The 19,378-nt window shown below is 27.3% G+C and carries 18 protein-coding genes and 1 other annotated feature; of the genes, 11 read left to right on the plus strand and 7 right to left on the minus strand.

What is annotated here, in order from left to right:
- Positions 1-651: LCP family protein (locus tag Q1J60_RS03005; protein WP_300258312.1), on the minus strand; the 651-nt coding region annotated here is incomplete at its 3' end.
- Between the two features lie 238 nt (positions 652-889).
- A complete protein-coding gene (gene brnQ / locus Q1J60_RS03010) occupies positions 890-2,164 on the minus strand; it encodes a branched-chain amino acid transport system II carrier protein (protein ID WP_300258315.1) in 1,275 nt (424 codons plus the stop codon).
- A 406-nt stretch (positions 2,165-2,570) separates the two neighbouring features.
- Positions 2,571-2,785 (plus strand) — a binding site (T-box leader).
- A 137-nt stretch (positions 2,786-2,922) separates the two neighbouring features.
- Between brnQ and trpS the strand changes: the two genes are divergently transcribed.
- The 9 genes from trpS (at position 2,923) to Q1J60_RS03055 (ending at position 11,542) form a co-directional block, all read left to right on the plus strand.
- Positions 2,923-3,921, plus strand: a complete 999-nt coding sequence (trpS, locus tag Q1J60_RS03015; protein ID WP_300258318.1) for a tryptophan--tRNA ligase — start codon at positions 2,923-2,925, stop codon at positions 3,919-3,921.
- Between the two features lie 334 nt (positions 3,922-4,255).
- The gene (locus tag Q1J60_RS03020) at positions 4,256-5,368 is read left to right on the plus strand and encodes an anaerobic sulfatase maturase (RefSeq protein WP_300258321.1); all 1,113 of its coding nucleotides are present in this window, start codon (positions 4,256-4,258) and stop codon (positions 5,366-5,368) included.
- 213 nt (positions 5,369-5,581) lie between these two features.
- Entirely contained in the window at positions 5,582-6,412 is an 831-nt protein-coding gene (locus tag Q1J60_RS03025) for a phosphate ABC transporter substrate-binding protein (protein WP_300258324.1), read from the plus strand.
- A 211-nt stretch (positions 6,413-6,623) separates the two neighbouring features.
- Positions 6,624-7,439 carry a phosphate ABC transporter substrate-binding protein gene (locus Q1J60_RS03030; RefSeq protein ID WP_300258326.1) on the plus strand — a complete coding sequence of 272 codons (816 nt, stop codon included), beginning with the start codon at positions 6,624-6,626 and terminating at the stop codon, positions 7,437-7,439.
- A gap of 82 nt (positions 7,440-7,521) precedes the next feature.
- On the plus strand, positions 7,522-8,409 hold the full coding sequence (pstC, locus tag Q1J60_RS03035) for a phosphate ABC transporter permease subunit PstC (protein WP_300258329.1): 888 nt from the start codon (positions 7,522-7,524) through the stop codon (positions 8,407-8,409).
- Between the two features lie 2 nt (positions 8,410-8,411).
- The gene (pstA, locus tag Q1J60_RS03040; protein ID WP_300258332.1) at positions 8,412-9,233 is read left to right on the plus strand and encodes a phosphate ABC transporter permease PstA; all 822 of its coding nucleotides are present in this window, start codon (positions 8,412-8,414) and stop codon (positions 9,231-9,233) included.
- A gap of 17 nt (positions 9,234-9,250) precedes the next feature.
- Complete coding sequence (gene pstB, locus Q1J60_RS03045; protein ID WP_300258335.1) at positions 9,251-10,012, plus strand: phosphate ABC transporter ATP-binding protein PstB; 762 nt, start codon at positions 9,251-9,253, stop codon at positions 10,010-10,012.
- 24 nt (positions 10,013-10,036) lie between these two features.
- A complete protein-coding gene (gene phoU / locus Q1J60_RS03050; RefSeq protein ID WP_300258338.1) occupies positions 10,037-10,690 on the plus strand; it encodes a phosphate signaling complex protein PhoU in 654 nt (217 codons plus the stop codon).
- A gap of 159 nt (positions 10,691-10,849) precedes the next feature.
- Positions 10,850-11,542, plus strand: a complete 693-nt coding sequence (locus Q1J60_RS03055; RefSeq protein WP_300258341.1) for a response regulator transcription factor — start codon at positions 10,850-10,852, stop codon at positions 11,540-11,542.
- Between the two features lie 168 nt (positions 11,543-11,710).
- Here Q1J60_RS03055 and Q1J60_RS03060 read toward each other — a convergent pair whose 3' ends face one another.
- The 5 genes from Q1J60_RS03060 to Q1J60_RS03080 all read right to left on the minus strand — a co-directional run bounded on the left by Q1J60_RS03060 (position 11,711) and on the right by Q1J60_RS03080 (position 16,485).
- A complete protein-coding gene (locus Q1J60_RS03060) occupies positions 11,711-12,334 on the minus strand; it encodes a DUF3793 family protein (protein WP_300258342.1) in 624 nt (207 codons plus the stop codon).
- A 31-nt stretch (positions 12,335-12,365) separates the two neighbouring features.
- Positions 12,366-12,782, minus strand: coding sequence for a flavodoxin (locus tag Q1J60_RS03065; protein ID WP_300258345.1), 417 nt, complete (start codon positions 12,780-12,782; stop codon positions 12,366-12,368).
- A gap of 396 nt (positions 12,783-13,178) precedes the next feature.
- Positions 13,179-14,837 carry a glutamine--tRNA ligase/YqeY domain fusion protein gene (locus Q1J60_RS03070; RefSeq protein WP_300258348.1) on the minus strand — a complete coding sequence of 553 codons (1,659 nt, stop codon included), beginning with the start codon at positions 14,835-14,837 and terminating at the stop codon, positions 13,179-13,181.
- 250 nt (positions 14,838-15,087) lie between these two features.
- Positions 15,088-15,243, minus strand: coding sequence for a zinc-ribbon domain-containing protein (locus Q1J60_RS03075; RefSeq protein WP_003452998.1), 156 nt, complete (start codon positions 15,241-15,243; stop codon positions 15,088-15,090).
- Positions 15,244-15,396: 153 nt separating this feature from the next.
- Positions 15,397-16,485 carry a GerAB/ArcD/ProY family transporter gene (locus tag Q1J60_RS03080; RefSeq protein ID WP_300258351.1) on the minus strand — a complete coding sequence of 363 codons (1,089 nt, stop codon included), beginning with the start codon at positions 16,483-16,485 and terminating at the stop codon, positions 15,397-15,399.
- 95 nt (positions 16,486-16,580) lie between these two features.
- On the opposite strand from Q1J60_RS03080, the gene Q1J60_RS03085 reads away from it, so the two are divergent.
- Entirely contained in the window at positions 16,581-18,002 is a 1,422-nt protein-coding gene (locus Q1J60_RS03085) for a spore germination protein (protein WP_300258354.1), read from the plus strand.
- Positions 17,977-19,101 (plus strand): Ger(x)C family spore germination protein, encoded by a 1,125-nt coding sequence (locus Q1J60_RS03090; protein ID WP_300258357.1) that lies wholly within the window; start codon positions 17,977-17,979, stop codon positions 19,099-19,101. Before Q1J60_RS03085 ends, Q1J60_RS03090 begins: the two co-directional genes overlap by 26 nt.
- Positions 19,102-19,378: the final 277 nt, after the last annotated feature.

Consider the following 19,378-nt stretch of genomic DNA (forward strand, 5'->3'; position numbering starts at 1 on the left):
GGCTTGAGTTCCATTAACATGCTGAGTACCAGCAGAAGTTATGTTAGATACATTTGTTTTATTTAAAGCGTTAAGATCATTAATATAGTTATTTATATATTGAAGCTCATCATTTCTGATATCTAAATCAATTCCACCAATAGAGTCAATTATTTTAGGTAATGATGAGAAGTTAACTGTAGCAAAATCTTTGAGATTTAAATCAAAGTTTTCATTTAAAGTTTTTAAGGCTAATTCATGTCCTCCAAAAGCATATGCATGGTTGATTTTATCTTTTCCATGTCCTTGAATGTCTACATAAGAATCTCTCATTATTGAAGTTAATTTAAGTTTATTATGTACCTTGTCAACTGTAGCGATCATTATAGCATCTGATCTACCTGTATTACCATCGGTTGCATCAATTCCGAATAAAGCTATATTAGTTATTCCATCATATTTAGAAAGCTTTTCATCGATATTTTTATCAATTCCTAAATTTTCTTCATTTAAATCAACTTTATTGATTTTTCCAAGCATAGTTAATCCATAAGTAGCAACACCACCAACTAATCCAACTATTAAAAGTCCAATGATTGAAAGAGTTATTATTAATTTGCGACTCTTAGTAGACTTTTTTGAACTCATTTTTTTATTAATTTTTCTTGCCAATATAAGCATCCTCCCTTTTTTTAATTATAAAATAATTTTATCATTCTATTGTATAAGTTGTAAAGTTATGGATAAGATTATTAGAATTTAAAAAATAATACCAATATTAATTATAAGAATATTAAAGTGAAAGAAAGGATATTTTGTTTAAAATATAGTTTAAAACAGAAATATTTATACATAAAAAAAGAATATTTATCAAATATGATTTTTGATAAATATTCTTATATTTTATAATCTAAGCTGTAGCAGTTTCTCTTTTAGGAATAATTACTGTTATTATAAATCCTACTAAAGCAGGTAATATCCAACCAAATCCTTTAGAGTATAGTGGAAGAAGAGAAACTAAGTTTGTTACTCCAGGTATAAAATTACCTATTGTTATTAATATACTAACTATTAAAGTAACATATACAGTAACTTTATGAGTAAGTGGATTAGTTATTCTCTTATGGAATAAATTTAATAATATAAGAACTATTGTTACTGGGTAGATTACTCCAAGTAAAGTAGCTGATAATGATATTATCTTATCTAATCCCATACTAGCAACTAATATACTAGTTACTGTCATTACTAAAACATTAAATTTATATGGTAATTTACCATTAGAAACTCTTTCAAAGAAGCTTCCACCAGCAGAAAGCAGTCCTATTGAAGTTGTTAAACAAGCTAATGCCATTGATACACCTATTAATATTGCACCTGCATGTCCTAGAATACTTTCAGCAATAAAAAGTAATAATTGAGAATTTGATAAACCTAAAGCTTGATCTCCAGTATGAGCACCAAGGAAGATTAATCCACCATAAATTATTGCTAGTCCTCCAATTGCAATAACTGCGGCTTTAATAAGTAATTTAAAGCTATCTTTACCAGTATATCCTTTAGCTTTTATTGAACCTAATATTATTGAAGAGAATATTACAGCTGCAATTGCATCCATTGTTTGATATCCTTCAAGTAATGATGTAAAAAGAGCATCAGGAGTATATGATTTTGTTAAAGAATCTATTGGACTAATAACTCCTTTAGCTATTAAGAAGAATAATATTGCTAATAATACAGGAGTTAAAAATTTACCTAAAACATCTATAACTTTTGATGGCTTTAATACAAAGATTAAATTAACTAAAAAGTAAACAACTATTACTGCGAAGTAATTTATATTAGCAAAGTTAGGAGCAAATGCTAATTCAAATGTAGTAGCTGCTGTTCTAGGAATAGCTAATAATGGTCCGATAAGTATAAATAATGCTATTGAATATATTAATGAGAATTTTTTACCTACTTTATCTCCGAATAATTCAAATTTACCATTAACTCTCATTGAAGATAATATACCAAGTAGTGGCACTCCAACTCCAGTTATTATAAATCCTATAATTCCTAAATAGTAATCTGCACCTAAATTTCTTCCTAATAAAGGTGGGAAAATAAGGTTACCAGCCCCCAAAAACATTGAAAATAGTGCAAAGCCGATTACTAAAAAATCTGATTTTTTGTTATTCATAATATACACCCCATCTTTCTTAAACAATCAAATTAACATTTTAATTTTAAGTTATTATTTAATTTATAATGCATAAATAATCTTAAAAACATATGAATTATAATTTGATTTTATAAAATTTTATATAGTATTTTGTTAATATTCTTTGATTAAAATTTTTATTTTATTTTTTAAAGTTATACTACTATATTATCATAGTGTTAAGAAAAATCAACAAAAATATTTTACATATAAAATTATAAAAATATAAAATTGATAATTTAATAAAAAAATAGGGTTAATATTAAAACAATGTTAAAATTGGGGTGGTGTGAACATTTATAAATTTCATCTTGTTAATAATTAGAAAAATAAATAATCTTGACTAAAGGTTAAAAAATGATAAAATAACATTAAAGTTTAATATAAAATATCAATGACAAGAATTAGTAAACTTAAAAACAAACTTTAAGAGAGTCATATGTTTGCTGGAAGTATGATAGTTATGCTTAAGTTGAATGGATCTTTGAGATGTTTAGATGAAGTTTAGTATTCTAAATCGTAATTCTTACGTTACAAGAAAGAGATATAAAGAATTTTCTTTGTAATATTAGGTGGTACCGCGATATATTCGTCCTATAAGTCTTATGACTTATAGGACTTTTTTACTTAAAAATATAATTTAAAGTTTTAATTAAGAGATGAAATTTAATTAATATATTATTAAAACAAGGGAGGTGAATCTGATGCTTAATTTTTAGGAAGCATCAGAAAAACTAATGGAAGATAATAAAAAAATTATTTTTAGTGGAATAAAGCCATCAGGTGATTTAACATTAGGAAACTACTTGGGTGCTATAAAAAATTGGACTAAATTACAAGATGAATATGATTGTTATTTCTGCGTTGTTGATTTACATGCCATAACAGTAAAACAATTACCAGCAGATTTAAGAAGAAGAACTTTAGAAGTTTTAGCCATATATATAGCATCAGGAATAAATCCTGAAAAAAATACATTGTTTATACAATCACATGTACCAGCTCATTCAGAAGCTTCATGGCTTTTAACATGTAATTCATATATGGGTGAATTAAGCAGAATGACTCAATATAAAGATAAATCAAAGAAAATGGGAGATTCAATAGGAGCAGGATTATTTAATTATCCAGTTCTTATGGCTGCTGATATACTTTTATATAATGCAAATCTTGTTCCAGTTGGAAAAGATCAAATGCAACATTTAGAGCTTGCTAGGGACATTGGTACTAGATTTAACAATTCTTATAGCCCAACATTCACTATACCAGAGGGATATGTTCCAAAAGAGGGTGCAAAGATAATGGATTTACAAGATCCAAGTAAAAAGATGTCTAAGTCAGATTCTAATCCAAATGGTTTCATATTAATAATGGATGAACCTAATGTTATAAGAAAGAAAATTTCAAGAGCCGTAACAGATAGTATTGGTGTTGTAAATTATACTGATGAACAGCCAGGAGTTAAAAATTTAATAAATATTCTTTGTGCAATAAAAGGATATACTCCAGAGGAAGTTGTAAAAATGTACAATGGTAAAGGATATGCTGAATTTAAAAATGATGTGGCAGAAGCTATAGTCGAAGAATTAGCTCCAGTACAAGAAAAAGTTAAAGCTTTATTAGGAGATAAAAAAGCTTTAGAGGAAATATACAAAAAGGGTGCAGAAAAAGCAAATTATGTTGCAATGAAAACTCTTAGAAAGATGCAAAAGAAAATAGGATTAATTCCAAGATAGGAATTAAAAACTCTATTAAGTAAAGTTCACTATATATAGCTTAGTAATTATTGAAATTCTAATCACTTATTCAAATATTACTTCGCTTATATCTAGTGAACTTTTTTATATAATAAAGTTATTATTTCCTTTAATTTGTAAAAATGATATAATAAAGAAAATGAATAATTTGTTAAGTGGTTTGAGGAAACTTTATTTTTAGCAGGAAGAACAAAGTAAGATTTATGGTTATTAGATTGATTTTATATATTTTGATATTAGGTAGTTTAATTATTGTAGGAATAATAAATTAAAAACTATTAAGTTAGATGGAAAGGTAAGAGGGGGAATTGGGATGCCACCATTAAGTTTGCTTATTAAGCCAGCTTCAAGTGGATGTAATTTAAAATGCAATTATTGTTTTTATCATTCTTTAAGTGATAATAGAAATGTTAAGAACTATGGCATTATGAGAGATGAAGTTTTAGAAAGTATGGTAAAAAGAGTTTTGAATGAAGCTGATGGACATTGTAGTTTTGCTTTTCAAGGAGGAGAACCTACTTTAGCAGGATTGGAATTTTTTGAAAAGCTAATTGAGTTTCAGAAAAAATATAATTATAAAAATTTAAAAATATATAATAGTTTGCAAACAAATGGAACTTTAATAGATGAAAATTGGGCAAAATTTTTAAGTGAAAATAAATTTCTTGTAGGTCTATCTATGGATGGACCTAAGAAAATACATAATTTAAATAGAAAAGATTTTCATGGTTTAGATACATTTAGTAAAGTAGAAAGAGCAGTAGAGTTATTTAAAAAGTATAAGGTTGAATTTAATATATTATGCGTTGTAACCTCTAATACAGCTAGGCATGTAAAGAAAGTATATAGATATTTTAAGGAAAAAGATTTTAAATTTATTCAATTTATAAATTGTCTTGATCCATTGTATGAAGAAAAAGGTAAATATAATTATTCTTTAAAGCCACAGGATTATACTAAATTTTTAAAGGATTTATTTGACTTGTGGCATAAAGATTTTATAAATGGAAATAAGATAAGTATTAGATATTTTGATGGTTTACTAGAAACAATTTTATTAGGAAAGTCATCATCTTGTGGAATGAATGGGACATGTACCTGTCAATTTGTTGTAGAAAGTGATGGAAGTGTTTATCCTTGTGACTTTTATGTTTTAGACAAATGGAGGTTAGGCAATATACAAAAGATGACAATGAAAGAATTATTTGAAACCGATAAAAATCATGATTTTATAAAATCATCCTTTAAAGTTCATGAAGAATGCCAAAAATGTAAGTGGTTTAGTATTTGTAAAGGTGGGTGTAGAAGATGCAGAGATTCAAAGGAAGATTCAGCTTTAGATCTAAACTACTATTGTCAAAGCTATAAAGAATTCTTTGAATATGCATTTCTAAGGCTTGTAAATATAGCTAAAATTATTAAATAATAATTAAGTTAGTATTTTAGCACTTAATTCATAACTTTTATTATAAGTGTTAATAGTCCTGAAAGGATAAAATGGATTTTAAATCTATTTTATCCTTTATTTTTTTATTAACATGTACTTAACCTTGGCATAATTTCCTTTTAACATTGGAAAGATAATATAAGAGTGTACTAAATATCAAATATTAACTGAGATTTTGGAGGGAATTTAAATATGTTTAAAAAGAGATTAATAGCAATTATAGGTACTATATTTGTAGGTACCACAGCCATGGTAGGATGTAATTTAGGAGGAAGTGAAACAAAATCTACAAATACAGTTAGTATATCTGGATCAACTTCTGTAGGACCTGTTATGGAAATTGAGGCAGAGGCTTTTAAGACTAAGAAACCAGATATATCTATAGAAATAAATCAAATAGGATCATCAGCAGGTATTAAAAATGTCATAGATGGAATTTCAGAAATAGGAATGTCTTCTCGTGACCTCAAAGGAGAAGAAAAACAATCTGGGCTTAAAGAAGTAGAAATAGCTTATGATGGAATAGCTTTAATAACACATAAAAATAATCCAGTAAAGGATTTAACATTAGCTAAAATAAAAGATATATATACAGGTAAGATAACGAACTGGAAAGAACTTGGAGGAAATGATGCTCCTATAGTGATCGTTTCTAGAGAAGATGGCTCAGGAACAAGAGATGCTTTTCAAGAAATAGTAGGATTTAAAGCAGAAAATTTAACTGTTAATTCTCAGATATCAGATGGATCAGGAAATATTAAGTCATTAGTTCAAGGCAATGAAAATGCAATAGGATATATATCATTTAGTTACATTGATGATAGTGTAAATGCATTAAAAGTTGATGGAGTTGAAGCAACACCAGAAGATGTTTTAAATAAATCTTACAAACTCTCAAGACCTTTCTTAGTAGTCTATAAGGAAGATAATTTAACAGAATCAGGTAAGAGTTTTATAGATTTCATATTAAGTGAGGAAGGGCAAGATATAGTAGCTAAGGAGCACTTAATAAAAGTAAAATAGTTCGTTTATATATTTAATATACATTTAATCCTAAGAATAATATATTTGTATTCTTAGGATTTTTTTACATAGATTTAACATAGAAATAATATTCACTTAACCTAAGAGAAATAAGATTAATCTTGTAAGAAAAATAAAAATATAAAATTAAATAAAAATAAATTATTAGATTTTAAATGTATATTAAATTTATATATAAGCGGAGGGAAAAATGAATAGGAGAAAAGTAGTAATTGCATTAAGTAGTATTTTAGCAATGGGCTTTTTATTAACAGGATGTGGAGGAGGAAGAGATAATATAATAAAAATTTCAGGCTCAAGCTCAGTTGGTCCATTAATAGAGACTGAGGCAGAGGTTTTTAAAAAAGAGATGCCAAGTATTACTGTTGAAGTAAATCAATTAGGATCATCAGCAGGAATAAAAGATGCTATAAATGGAACTGTAGAGATAGGAATTTCTTCAAGAGATTTAAAGGACAAGGAATTAGAATCTGGAATTAAAGAAAAATCTATTGCCTATGATGGAATGTCAGTAATAATTAATAATGAAAATTCAGTACAAAATCTTACAATGGAGCAGATTAAAGATATATATACAGGAAAAGTAACAAACTGGAAAGAGGTTGGTGGAGAGGAAGCTCCAATAGTATTAGTGTCAAGAGAAGATGGCTCAGGAACAAGAGATTCATTCCAAGAAACTGTTGGATTTAATTCAGAGGAAATAAGCCCACAGGCTCAGATATCAGATGGTTCTGGAAGTATTAAAACAATGGTAGCAGGAAATAAGAATGCAATAGGATATATATCTTTTAGTTATGTAGATAATTCAGTTCATGCAGTTAGTGTTGATGGAGTAAAACCTACAGCTGAAAATGTAAAAAATAAAATTTACAAGCTATCAAGACCTTTTTTATTAGTATATAAAGAGGAAAGTTTAAATGAAAATTCAAAGAAATTTATAGATTTCATAATGAGTAAAGAAGGGCAAGAAATAGTTGAAGAAGATGGATTAATAAGTGTAACTTAAGGCTTACTTGTTAAAGAGAATTAATTTAAGAAAAAATGCTAAAGATATATTTATTGGAGATTATTTTAAGGTGGAGGTAAATATGGAAGCTAAAAATCAGAATAATAAAAGTAAATATTTCATAGAAAGCTTAACTGAAAAGATATTTTTAATTAGTGCTTCAGTAGCTGTAATAAGTTTACTTTTAATAATAGGATTTGTTTTTTACAAGGGGTTAAGACCATTCATAGTAGAAGGATATTCTTTCTGGGATTTTATATTTGGTACAAAATGGATACCGAGTGCAAATAAATATGGAATATTATCTATGATTGTAGCTTCTTTAGGTGCTACAGTAGGAGCTTTATTAATAGGTGTTCCTGTAGGAATATTAACATCAATATTTATAGCAGAGATAGCGCCAAAGAAGATAGCAAAGATTATGTCAGGGGCAGTAGAACTTTTAGCTGGAATACCTTCTGTTTTATATGGAGTATTTGGATTAGCAATAATAGTTCCTACTATACAAGATGTGTTTAATTTACCTAAAGGACAAAGTTTGTTAGCTGTAATAATAGTATTAGCAATAATGATGTTACCAACGGTAATAACAGTATCAGAGACTGCTATAAGGGCTGTTCCTAATGCATATAAAGAAGGATCATTAGCTTTAGGAGCATCAAAGACTGAAACAATATTTAAAGTTATTGTACCAGCTGCAAAATCAGGAATAATGACAGGAGTAGTATTAGGAATAGGTAGAGCAATTGGAGAGACGATGGCAGTTATATTAGTAGCAGGGAATACTCCTGTTATTCCAAGTTCAATAATGGATAGTGTAAGACCACTTACAACTAATATAGCCTTAGAAATGGGGTATGCATTTGGAACTCATCAAGAAATGCTATTTGCAACAGGAGTAGTATTATTTACATTCATATTAATATTAAACTTAGTGCTTAGTAAACTTTCTAACAAGGGCGGTAAATAAATATGAGAAAAGTTAAAGATAATATATTAAATTGCTTAGTTTGGATATCAGCGGCTTTTACTATAGGAATTCTTGTAATTATTTTAGGATTCATATTTGTAAAGGGCATAGAAAAAATAAATTTAACATTCTTAACAAGTAATTATTCAGCTAGTGGCGGTGGAATATTACCAATGATAGTAACAACATTATGGACTATTTTACTTTCATTATTAGTTGCTACTCCAATAGGAGTTTTAGGAGCTGTGTATTTGCAAGAATATGCTAAACAAGGAAAATTGGTTAAGTTTATAAGATTTGCTACTGAAAGTTTAGCAGGTATTCCTTCAATAGTTTATGGATTATTTGGAGGTATATTCTTTGTAGTGGCTTTAAAAATGGGATATTCAATTTTAGCAGGTTCATTAACAGTATCAATAATAATATTACCTGTAATAATTAGAACAACAGAAGAGGCTTTAAAAACTGTGCCAGGATCATATAGGGAAGCATCTTTAGGATTAGGTGCTACAAAGTTTCAAACTTTATATAAAGTAATATTACCAAGTGCAATGCCTGGAATACTTTCAGGAATAATATTATCAATAGGACGTATAATAGGAGAATCAGCAGCTATATTACTTACCGCTGGAACTGTTGCACAAATGCCAAAAGGAATTTTTTCAAGTGCAAGAACGCTTACAGTTCAAGCTTACCTTGTAACAAAGGAAAAAGGAGATATAGAAACAGCAGCTGCAGTTGGAATAGTTCTTATAGTTATAATACTAGCATTAAATATTTCAGCTAAGTTAATAGCTAGAAAATTTAATAAGGCAAACTATTAATTTAAGGTGGTATTAATATGAGTGATAAGAAAACAAAAATTCAAGTAAAAGATTTAGATTTATTTTATGCAAGCAATCATGCGTTAAAGAAAATTAATATAGATATAAAAGAAAATGAAGTTACAGCATTAATTGGGCCTTCAGGATGTGGTAAATCAACTTTTCTTCGTACTTTAAATAGAATGAATGATTTGATTCCTATAGTTAGAATTGAAGGAGAAATAAAGATTGATGGAAAAGATATATATAAGGACGATGATGTTATAGCACTTCGTACTAAAGTAGGTATGGTATTCCAAAAGCCTAATCTTTTTCCAATGAGTATATACGATAATGTTGCTTATGGACCAAGAATACATGGGATAAAAGATAAAAAGGTTTTAGATAAAATTGTTGAAGAGAGTTTAAGAAATGCTGCTATTTGGGATGAGGTTAAGAATAGATTAAAATCCTCTGCCTTAGGTCTTTCAGGAGGTCAACAACAAAGAATATGTATTGCTAGAGCTATAGCTATGAATCCAGAAATAATTCTTATGGATGAACCAACATCAGCTTTAGATCCAATATCAACATTAAAAGTAGAAGAACTTATAAGAAAGCTTGAGGATAAATATACTATAGTAATAGTAACACATAATATGCAGCAGGCAGCACGTATATCAGATAAAACAGCATTTTTCTTAAATGGAGAACTTGTAGAATTTAGTGATACTAATACAATATTTACAAATCCAAGAGATAAGAGAACAGAAGATTATATAACAGGAAGATTTGGTTAAAACTATAAGAGGTGATTTTAGTAAATGAGTATAGAGGATTTAAGAATAAGTATAAAAGAATTAAAAACTGAAACTAAAGAAATGATGGAACTATGCGAATTAGCTATAGAAAAATCAGTAGATTCAATAGTTAATAAAGATTTAGAAGTTGCTAGAGAAGTTATAAAAATGGATGATGACATAGATAATTTAAGAAATAAAATCATTGAAAAATCTATTGAACTTACTGCTTTAAAACAGCCTATGGCGAAAGACTTAAGAAATATATATGCCTTATCAACTATAGCTATGGAGCTTGAGAGAGTAGGAGATTATTCAGTTAATATAGCTATGGAAACAATAAAAATAGATAACGAAGATCATATTGCAGGAATGGTAGGAATACCTAAAATGAAATCAGTATGTTTAAATATGCTAAAAGTTGCTAAAAATGCATTAGATAGTAATGAAACAAAATTAGCTTATGATGCAGCATTAGAGGATAATATAGTTGACGACTTATATAATGATGTTTATGTAAATTTATTAGCCTCAATGCATAAAGATTCTAACAATATAAATCAAGGTGTTAAATTGATATTTGTTGCTAGATATTTAGAGAGAATAGGTGATCATATAACTAATGTTTGTGAAAATATAGTTTATGCTATAAAAGGTGATATGACTGAACTAGGATAATAGCATAAAATATAAGTAAGATAAAATTTGCCTTATTAGGTCTGACTTAATTCGTATAATAATTTAAAGATATATCTATAAGTGGTATATCTTTTTTTGTTTTCAATATTGTGATAAGCTATAAAATATGGGAGTGTTTTAGATAAAGGAGAGACAAATATGACAAATAAAAAAGTCCTAATAGTAGATGATGAGGAACATATTAGAGAACTTATAAAATTTAATTTAAAAAAAGAAGGTTATGATACAGAAGTTGCTGTTAATGGAACTGAAGCTCTAAATATTATAAAAGAAGTTAAGTTTGATTTAATACTTTTAGATTTAATGCTTCCAGAAATAGACGGGTTGGAAGTATGCAAAGAAATTAGAAGAAATGAAGAAACTTCAGATGTTCCAGTAATGATAATTACAGCAAAGGGTGAAGAGTTTGATAAAGTATTAGGCTTAGAACTTGGAGCAGATGATTATATAACAAAGCCATTTTCAATAAGAGAACTTATGGCTAGAGTAAAAGCTTTACTTAGAAGAAGTAATATTAAAAAAGAAGAAAATATAATTAAATTTGGTAATGTAGTAGTTAATTTTAAAACTAGGGAAGTAATAAAAGGAAATGAAAATGTAGAATTAACATTAAAAGAATTTGAGTTATTAAAGCTTCTTATAAAAAATAAAGGAAATATATTAACTAGGGAACTTTTACTTGATAAAATTTGGGGATATGAATATATAGGAGAAACAAGAACAGTAGATGTTCATATTAGACATTTACGTAAAAAGGTTGAAAGTGATGATAAAAATCCTCAATATATACAAACTATAAGAGGAGTTGGATATAAGTTTACAAGTAATTAGTAATTACAATCTAAAAAATAAATTTATAATTAGTTATTAGAGTATTATATGAGGAAATAAATTGATTATATGAAAAACAAGTTGAATTTGTGATGGTAGTAAAAATAATACAAAAATAAAACCACTCAAATAATGGCAGAAATCTGAGTGGTTTGTTAGCAATGAGAGTTAAATATTAAATTTATATACATTATTTGTTAAGTTATAAACTTCCTTTAAATCCTTACCAGAAAGTAAGTGATTCATTATTATTTCTTTTGAACTATCATAAAGTTCGAAAATTTCTTTGGCTTTTTTCTCTTCTTCATATACTTTCCAATATCCACAAAGAAGGCATTTGCTTTGGGTACATTCCATAAAGCATTCTACATCTTTAACTGGAATTCCGAGAAAAATACCTAATTCATGAGGACAATGAAATGAATCATATCTATTAATTAAATGAGATAATATATCATTTATGCTCATATTTAATCTATATCCTAATTTTTCTAAAAAATTCATGGAAGATTTTTTATATACAGTATTCATTAAATTTATTTCATCATAAATTAATATTACCTTAGAATTTAAGGTTTCTCTAAGCAATATATACTTTAGATTAAGATCTTTTAAGAAATCTTCACCATATATATTCCAAAGATTATATAAGTTATGACCTTGCTTTGAAAGAGTAATGGTGGAAGAAGGCTTAATCCCTGTTATTACAGGAGAAATTAAATATGATATAAAAGATCTCATATATTTTTCGTTGTTAAGAGTTTCTAAGAGATTAAGGAAATCATTATTCATTTTAGCTTCTTCCACCTTTCTTTCAAATAAATTAAAGTGCTTTACCAGCAGCTTTACAATTTTCTATATCTTCTCCTTCTGGAGCATTATTAACTATTAATGTATTTACTACATGTGCACCATAGTCTTCCATTCTATCTTTCCAAGTATCCATCCACTCACCAGTTCCCCAATCATATGAACCGAATAATAGAGTTGGTTTTGAAGATACAAGTCCTGAAATTTCTTCAACAAATGGATCCATTTCTCCTTCTTCTATAGCTTCGCATCCCATAGCAGGAGAACCTAAAGCTAATACGTCACATTCTTCAACATCATTTGTAGAAGCATCTGAAACATTTAAAAGTTTTACTTCTAATCCATTTTCTTTAGCTCCTTCAGCTATTAAATTAGCCATAGTTTCTGTATTACCAGAACCTGACCAATAAATAATACTTAATTTTTTCATATATATCACCTCGTAAATTTATTTCTTATTATAAATGAAAATCAATTTCAATTAGTTTATGTCATTATAATACAATAGTAAGATGATAATGTCAATAGTAAATGATAATAATTTTCAATAAGAGTGAAGTTTTTTTTATGAATTAGAGTTAAAAGAAATAAATTGTATTAGAATTCTTTGATAATTAACATTAATGTAGAATATTTAACTCAAAATAGAGAATTTAAATAATTAAAAGTAAAATTTTATAAATTAAAGGAAATATTATAAATAGATTAAAATAAGAAAAAGGCATTATCAAATATTAATAATAAAACTTAAAAACAGTATAAATAGAGTAGACTGTAGGTTTTATTAGAAAATATTTTGATATATGCCCTTAAATGTTAATGTTTATTATTTTAATTTAAATGAACTCTTTAATGAAACTATTCTGTTGAATACTAAATTATCATCACTTGTGAAATTAGGATCAACATTAAAGTAACCATGTCTAAATAATTGATATTTATCTTGAGGTCTAGCATCTTTAGCGCTTGGTTCAATGTATCCCTTACATATAGTTAAAGAGTTAGGATTTATTTGGTCAAGGAAGTGCTTTCCTTCATTTTCTTCACAATCATCTAAGATTAATGGTTCATATAATCTAAATTCAGCTGGAATACAGTTATTAGCATCAACCCAGTGTATTGTTCCTTTAACTTTTCTTCCAGTAAATCCAGTTCCACTCTTAGTTTCAGGATCATAAGTACAGTGGATTTCTGTAACTTCACCATTTTCATCTTTTATTACTTCATTGCATTTTACAAAATAAGCACCTTTTAATCTTACTTCATTTCCTGGGAATAATCTGAAATATTTCTTTGGTGGATTTTCCATGAAATCTTCTCTTTCAATATAAACTTCCCTTGAGAATGTAACAGCTCTTTTACCTGCTGATTCATCTTTAGGATTATTTTCTATTTCAAGAATTTCTGATTCTCCTTCAGGATAGTTTGTTATAACTAATTTAAGTGGATTTATAACAGCCATAGCTCTTGGAGCTGTTTCTTGAAGGTCTTCTCTTATGAAATGCTCAAGCATTTGAGAATCAACAGTAGAATCTGCTTTAGCAACACCTATTGCTTTACAGAAGTTTCTTATTGATTTAGGAGTATAACCTCTTCTTCTAAGTCCAGCAACAGTAGGCATTCTTGGATCATCCCAACCATCAACTATGCCTTCATCAACTAATTGCTTTAATTTTCTTTTACTCATAACAGTATTTGTAATGTTAAGTCTTGCAAACTCAATTTGTCTTGGAACATTTTCCATTTCACATTCTTTAACGAACCAATCATATAATGGTCTGTGATCAGCAAATTCTAAAGTACAAATAGAGTGTGTTATTCCTTCAATAGCATCTTCTAATGGATGAGCAAAGTCATACATAGGGTAGATACACCATTTATCACCTGTATTATGGTGACTAGCATGAGCAATTCTATAAATTATAGGGTCTCTAAAGTTTATATTAGGTGAGCTCATATCTATTTTAGCTCTTAAAACTTTTGAACCATCTTCGAATTCACCTTTTCTCATTCTTTCAAATAAATCTAAGTTTTCCTCAACTGATCTATTTCTATATGGACTTTCCTTACCAGGCTCAGTAAGAGTACCTCTATATTCTTTAATTTCCTCTGGAGTTAAATCACAAACATAAGCTTTTCCTTTTTTTATTAAAAGTATAGCTCTTTTATACATTTCATCAAAGTAGTTTGATGCAAAATGTAATTCGCTCCAGTTATAACCTAACCAATTAACATCTTCTTTAATAGATTGAACGTACTCAGTATCCTCTTTAGTTGGATTTGTATCATCAAATCTTAGGTTAGTTCTTCCGTTAAACTCTTTTCCTAATTCAAAGTTTAAAACTATAGACTTTGCATGACCTATATGTAAATATCCATTAGGTTCAGGTGGAAAACGAGTTATTATTGTATCATGTTTTTTGCTATCTAAATCATCTATTATTATATTTCTTATAAAGTTTGATGAGTGCTCAGCATTTGACATTGTTTATCATTCCTTTTCTCTCATTTTTATATACTCATAAATATATCATAAAAAGCAAAATCTATCCATAATATATTAAAAAATGAGTATATAGTTTAAATAAAATTATATTTAATTATGTATAAAAATCATAAGTTAGATTGCTCTATATAATATCTCCAAATAAGATTAATTTTATCAAATAGAAATGAAAAAAGTTCTGCAAAGTGCAGAACTTTTAATTTATGAATAAACTTGCGTTAATTATCAATTATCTATTCATTTTTTGTGCTTTTCTTGCTTTTCTGCAAGCTGGGCATCTAACTGGATCGTTTTCAAATCCTTTTTCTTTGAAGAATTCTTGCTCCCCTACAGTGAATACGAATTCTTTTCCACAGTCTTTACAAACTAAATTTTTATCTTCCATTTATTTTACCTCCTGTAAAATTTACTAGGTACGTTTGAAATCTATACTATAAAACTAATAAAATAAATTTTACAGGACAGAAATAAAGTACATATCTACTAAATTTTGTTTTATATAATGATTATATCATATAGAAAAAAGAATACAATACTTTTACTTTAAATATTTAAATTTCTGACGCTTAAAATAAGCTAGTATATATATGATTATAGGGAATATAAATAGCACTATTAAAAGTATGTATTGATAGTATTTTAATAGTATAAAAAGGGTGTATACATTCTTAGCAGCTAAGTAAGAAAAGGTATATACTATTACTGAAATTAATGCTATAAAATTACGTTTATATTTTATCCTATCTTTCCAAAGTGTATACAATGAAAAAATAGTTATTAGATATTTTACAACCCAAGAAAGAGTAGACGAAATCATTACAAAAATATTTCCATTCTCTACAAAACCACCAAAATAAATTCTTTGAGTTTGAACAAATTGAGGATAGAATACATTTGCAGATCTCAAAGAACCTAGAGTTGATATTAATATAATAACACACAAAGCACAAAATATGGATGTTAAAAGTATTGTGTTTATTGAGATTTTTTTTAAGTTTTTTTTATCATCTATTCTTGGAATAATAGGCAAAACTATAGCTAAGCTTGATAAGGATCCTAATTGAGTTAAAGCACAAAGAATATATTCTGAAATTCTTCTATCCTTAAATATAGGAAGAAGAAGTGTGTAATCTATATATTTAATGTTTAATAATGCTAATAGTAAATTAATTGCTAGTACAATGCTTACAGAAACTATACATATTATAAGTATGCTATTAAATCTATTTTTACCTATTAAAAATACAGTTATTACAAAGAATAACAAACAATACCATATTGGAGTTTGAGCAAAAATATTAACGTTTATAGAAGATGAACTTACAGAAGCTGATTCTATACAAATTAATACTAGAGTTAGTGAAAATATTAATATATAAATATTTCCTAAAGTTTTACCAAGAACTATATAGCAAGTTTCTTTAAAGTCATAGTAGTCTATTTTGGAGATTACACTAAAAATAAAGGAAGTTACAAAGAAAAATATAATTCCAGAGATTATAGTGAAAATCCAAGTATCTCTTCCACCTATTTTTATGAATAAGGATGTATAGTTAACTAAAGATGTACTTATGGCAGCAATGATAAAAAATATAAAATGTCTTGCAGTTAGCTTTCCCAAAGACATCACCTCATTTCTTTTATAATTTCAAATTTTAGTATTCTCAAAAAAATGAATATTAAACATAATACTAGCGGATAATATTTTTGGGTGATAAATCAATGCAAAAACAATTAGATTTTTTAAAAGACAAATTAAAAGATAGTTTTGATGTTAAGTATAGGGAGGTGGATACAGCTTTAGGATCGGCTACTATTGTTTTCATGGATGTTTTATGTTCTACTCAGTTCATCAGCGAGTATATAGTAAAACCATTAACCTTAGTTAAGGATGGAATAAAAGATGAAAATGACATTATGACTAAGGTTATAGATATAAACATAACAAATTGGTCAAAGGATAAAAATGATACATTACTTCATGTATTATCAGGAGATGTAGTAATAATTTTTGATAAGTTTGATAAGGTAATTTATTGCGAAACCAAAGGTTATACAAGAAGAGGGGTTGGAATTCCAATAACAGAGTCGGTAATAAAGGGGCCTAGAGAAGGATTTAATGAGGCATTTGTTGATAATGTTACATTACTAAGAAGAAGAATAAAGAATCATAATTTAAAATTCGAGCCTTTATATGTAGGAGAAGATACTCAAACTGTAGTATGCATATCTTATATAAAAAATAAAGCTCCAAGGGAATTAATTGATGAAATTAGAGAAAAGATAAAAAATTTAGATTATAAATTTATATTAGATACTAATTATATTGAGGCTAAACTTAGAGAGGACAGAACTTTATTTGATACTGTTGGATACACAGAAAAAGCAGATGAGGTTGCAGCAAAACTATTAGAAGGAAGAGTTGCAATAATAGTAGATGGTACACCTTTTGTTCTTACAGTACCATTCTTTTTTATAGAAAATTTTCAGACACCAGATGATTATTATTTAAATAGATATTTTACTAGTTTTACTAGAATTTTAAGATGGATGGCATTTTTTATTGCTATGTTTTTACCAGGAATATATGTTGCATTAGTTACTCATCATTTTTCAGTTTTACCTAGTTTATTTGTTTTTAGGTTAGCAGTTGCTAGGGCTGGAGTTCCATTTCCAATAGTAGCAGAGGTCATAATAATGATGTTATTATTCCAAATAATAAAAGAAGCAGGATTGAGATTGCCTCAACCTATAGGGACTTCAATGAGTTTGGTTTCAGGGCTTATTTTAGGAGAGGCTGCTGTAGGTGCTGGTATTGCTTCAAGGATAACTATTGTAGTAGTTGCTTTAAGTGCCGTTTGTTATTTCTTAATTCCTAAGCTTTATGGTGCAGTATCAATTTGGAGTATAGCAATAGTAATTATATCTGCCTTTTTTGGAATTCCTGGTGTGATTTTAATAAGCGTTGTATTATTATCTCACTTAGCACATTTAAGAAGTTGCGAATATCAATATTTATTCCCGTTAGGGACTTTAAATAGATATAAATTTAAAGACATTATTATGAGAGGAAGATTAGACGAAATATCAAAAGATATAGTCGGTAAGGATGGTAAAAATGAACCTAAAGAAAGTTATAGCTAGTTTATTAAGCATAATATTTATGTCAACCATACTTATTGGTTGCTATGATTATAAAGATATAAATAGAGTTACCTTTGTAACAAGTATAATATTTGATGAAAATGAAATGGGAAATATAGATATATATTTAGATTGTGTAAAACCTTATAGAAGTTCAAATGAAAGTTCTGATAAAGGAAGAAGAGTATTATATAAAGGTACTGGGAAGACAGTTTTAGAAGCTATGAAAGATATAAATATGTATTCTAGTAGCAAGTTAGACTTTACTCAATGCAAAGGATATATATTTACAGAAAAGGCAGCTAAAAATGGTATAAGAAAGTACATAGATATTATAAATAAAAATCAAGAATTCATGATTAGACCTTATATGTTTGTTTTATTTGGTTCTCCAGAAGAACTTTTAAATGATGTAACTGTTGATGAAGAATATTTAGGTGTTTTTATTGATGATTTAGTTCAAAGAATGAATAAAAGTCCTAGGGTTATAGCTATTGATGCTAATGATTATTTAGAACTTAGAACCAATTATGGAAATCTATTGGTTCTAGGAGCATTAAGTATAAGAGATGATATGGAAGAAAAAAGATTAGAGTTAAGCGGAGGAGCTTTGTTAAAAAATGAAGTTTTAGTTAGAAGAATAACTGCAGAGGAAGGCATGAGTTATAATCTTTTAATGGGATACTTAAAAAGAGGAACTTTAGAAGTTATGAATCCTCAAGATCCAAATACTTTCATAACTTTAGATATATCCAATGCAAAAACAAAGACATCAATAAGTTATGATGGAGAAAATATAACTCTTTATAAAGATATAAAAGTTAAATGTTTAATTGGAGAATCACAATCAAGACTTATTGTTGATGAAAAACTTTTAAAGATTTTAGAGTTAGAAGAAGAGGCAGTAATAAAGCAATATCTAGAACTTTTTTTTGAAAGCTTTAAAAAAAGTGATATAGACATTGTGAATGTTGGTAATTTTTTTTATAGAAAATATCCAGATGAGGTATTGGAAAAGGATCCTATAAGCATTACAAATTTAAATATTAATGTTGATGTTGAAATTGATGGCACAACAGTTACAGGAAATACACTTTAAACCAAAATAATTATAAATATATAATCAATTAAAAAAAGCTCATGGAATATAATATTATTCTATGGGTTTTTAATTTATTTTATATTTTATTTTGTGATTAAAAATTTGTGATTAAAAATAAGAAATTTATTAGGTTAATAACAGTAGTTTATAATAACAGGTAGTTTATATAGCAAATATGTTAAATTAATTACAATTTAGGGAGAAAAAATTCAAGGAGATATTTACTAACAAGGTGAAGATTATAATAATTAATAAAGAGAATATAACTAAATTT

The organism is Clostridium sp., assembly GCF_029258205.1.
Taxonomy (GTDB): Bacteria; Bacillota; Clostridia; order Clostridiales; family Clostridiaceae; genus Sarcina.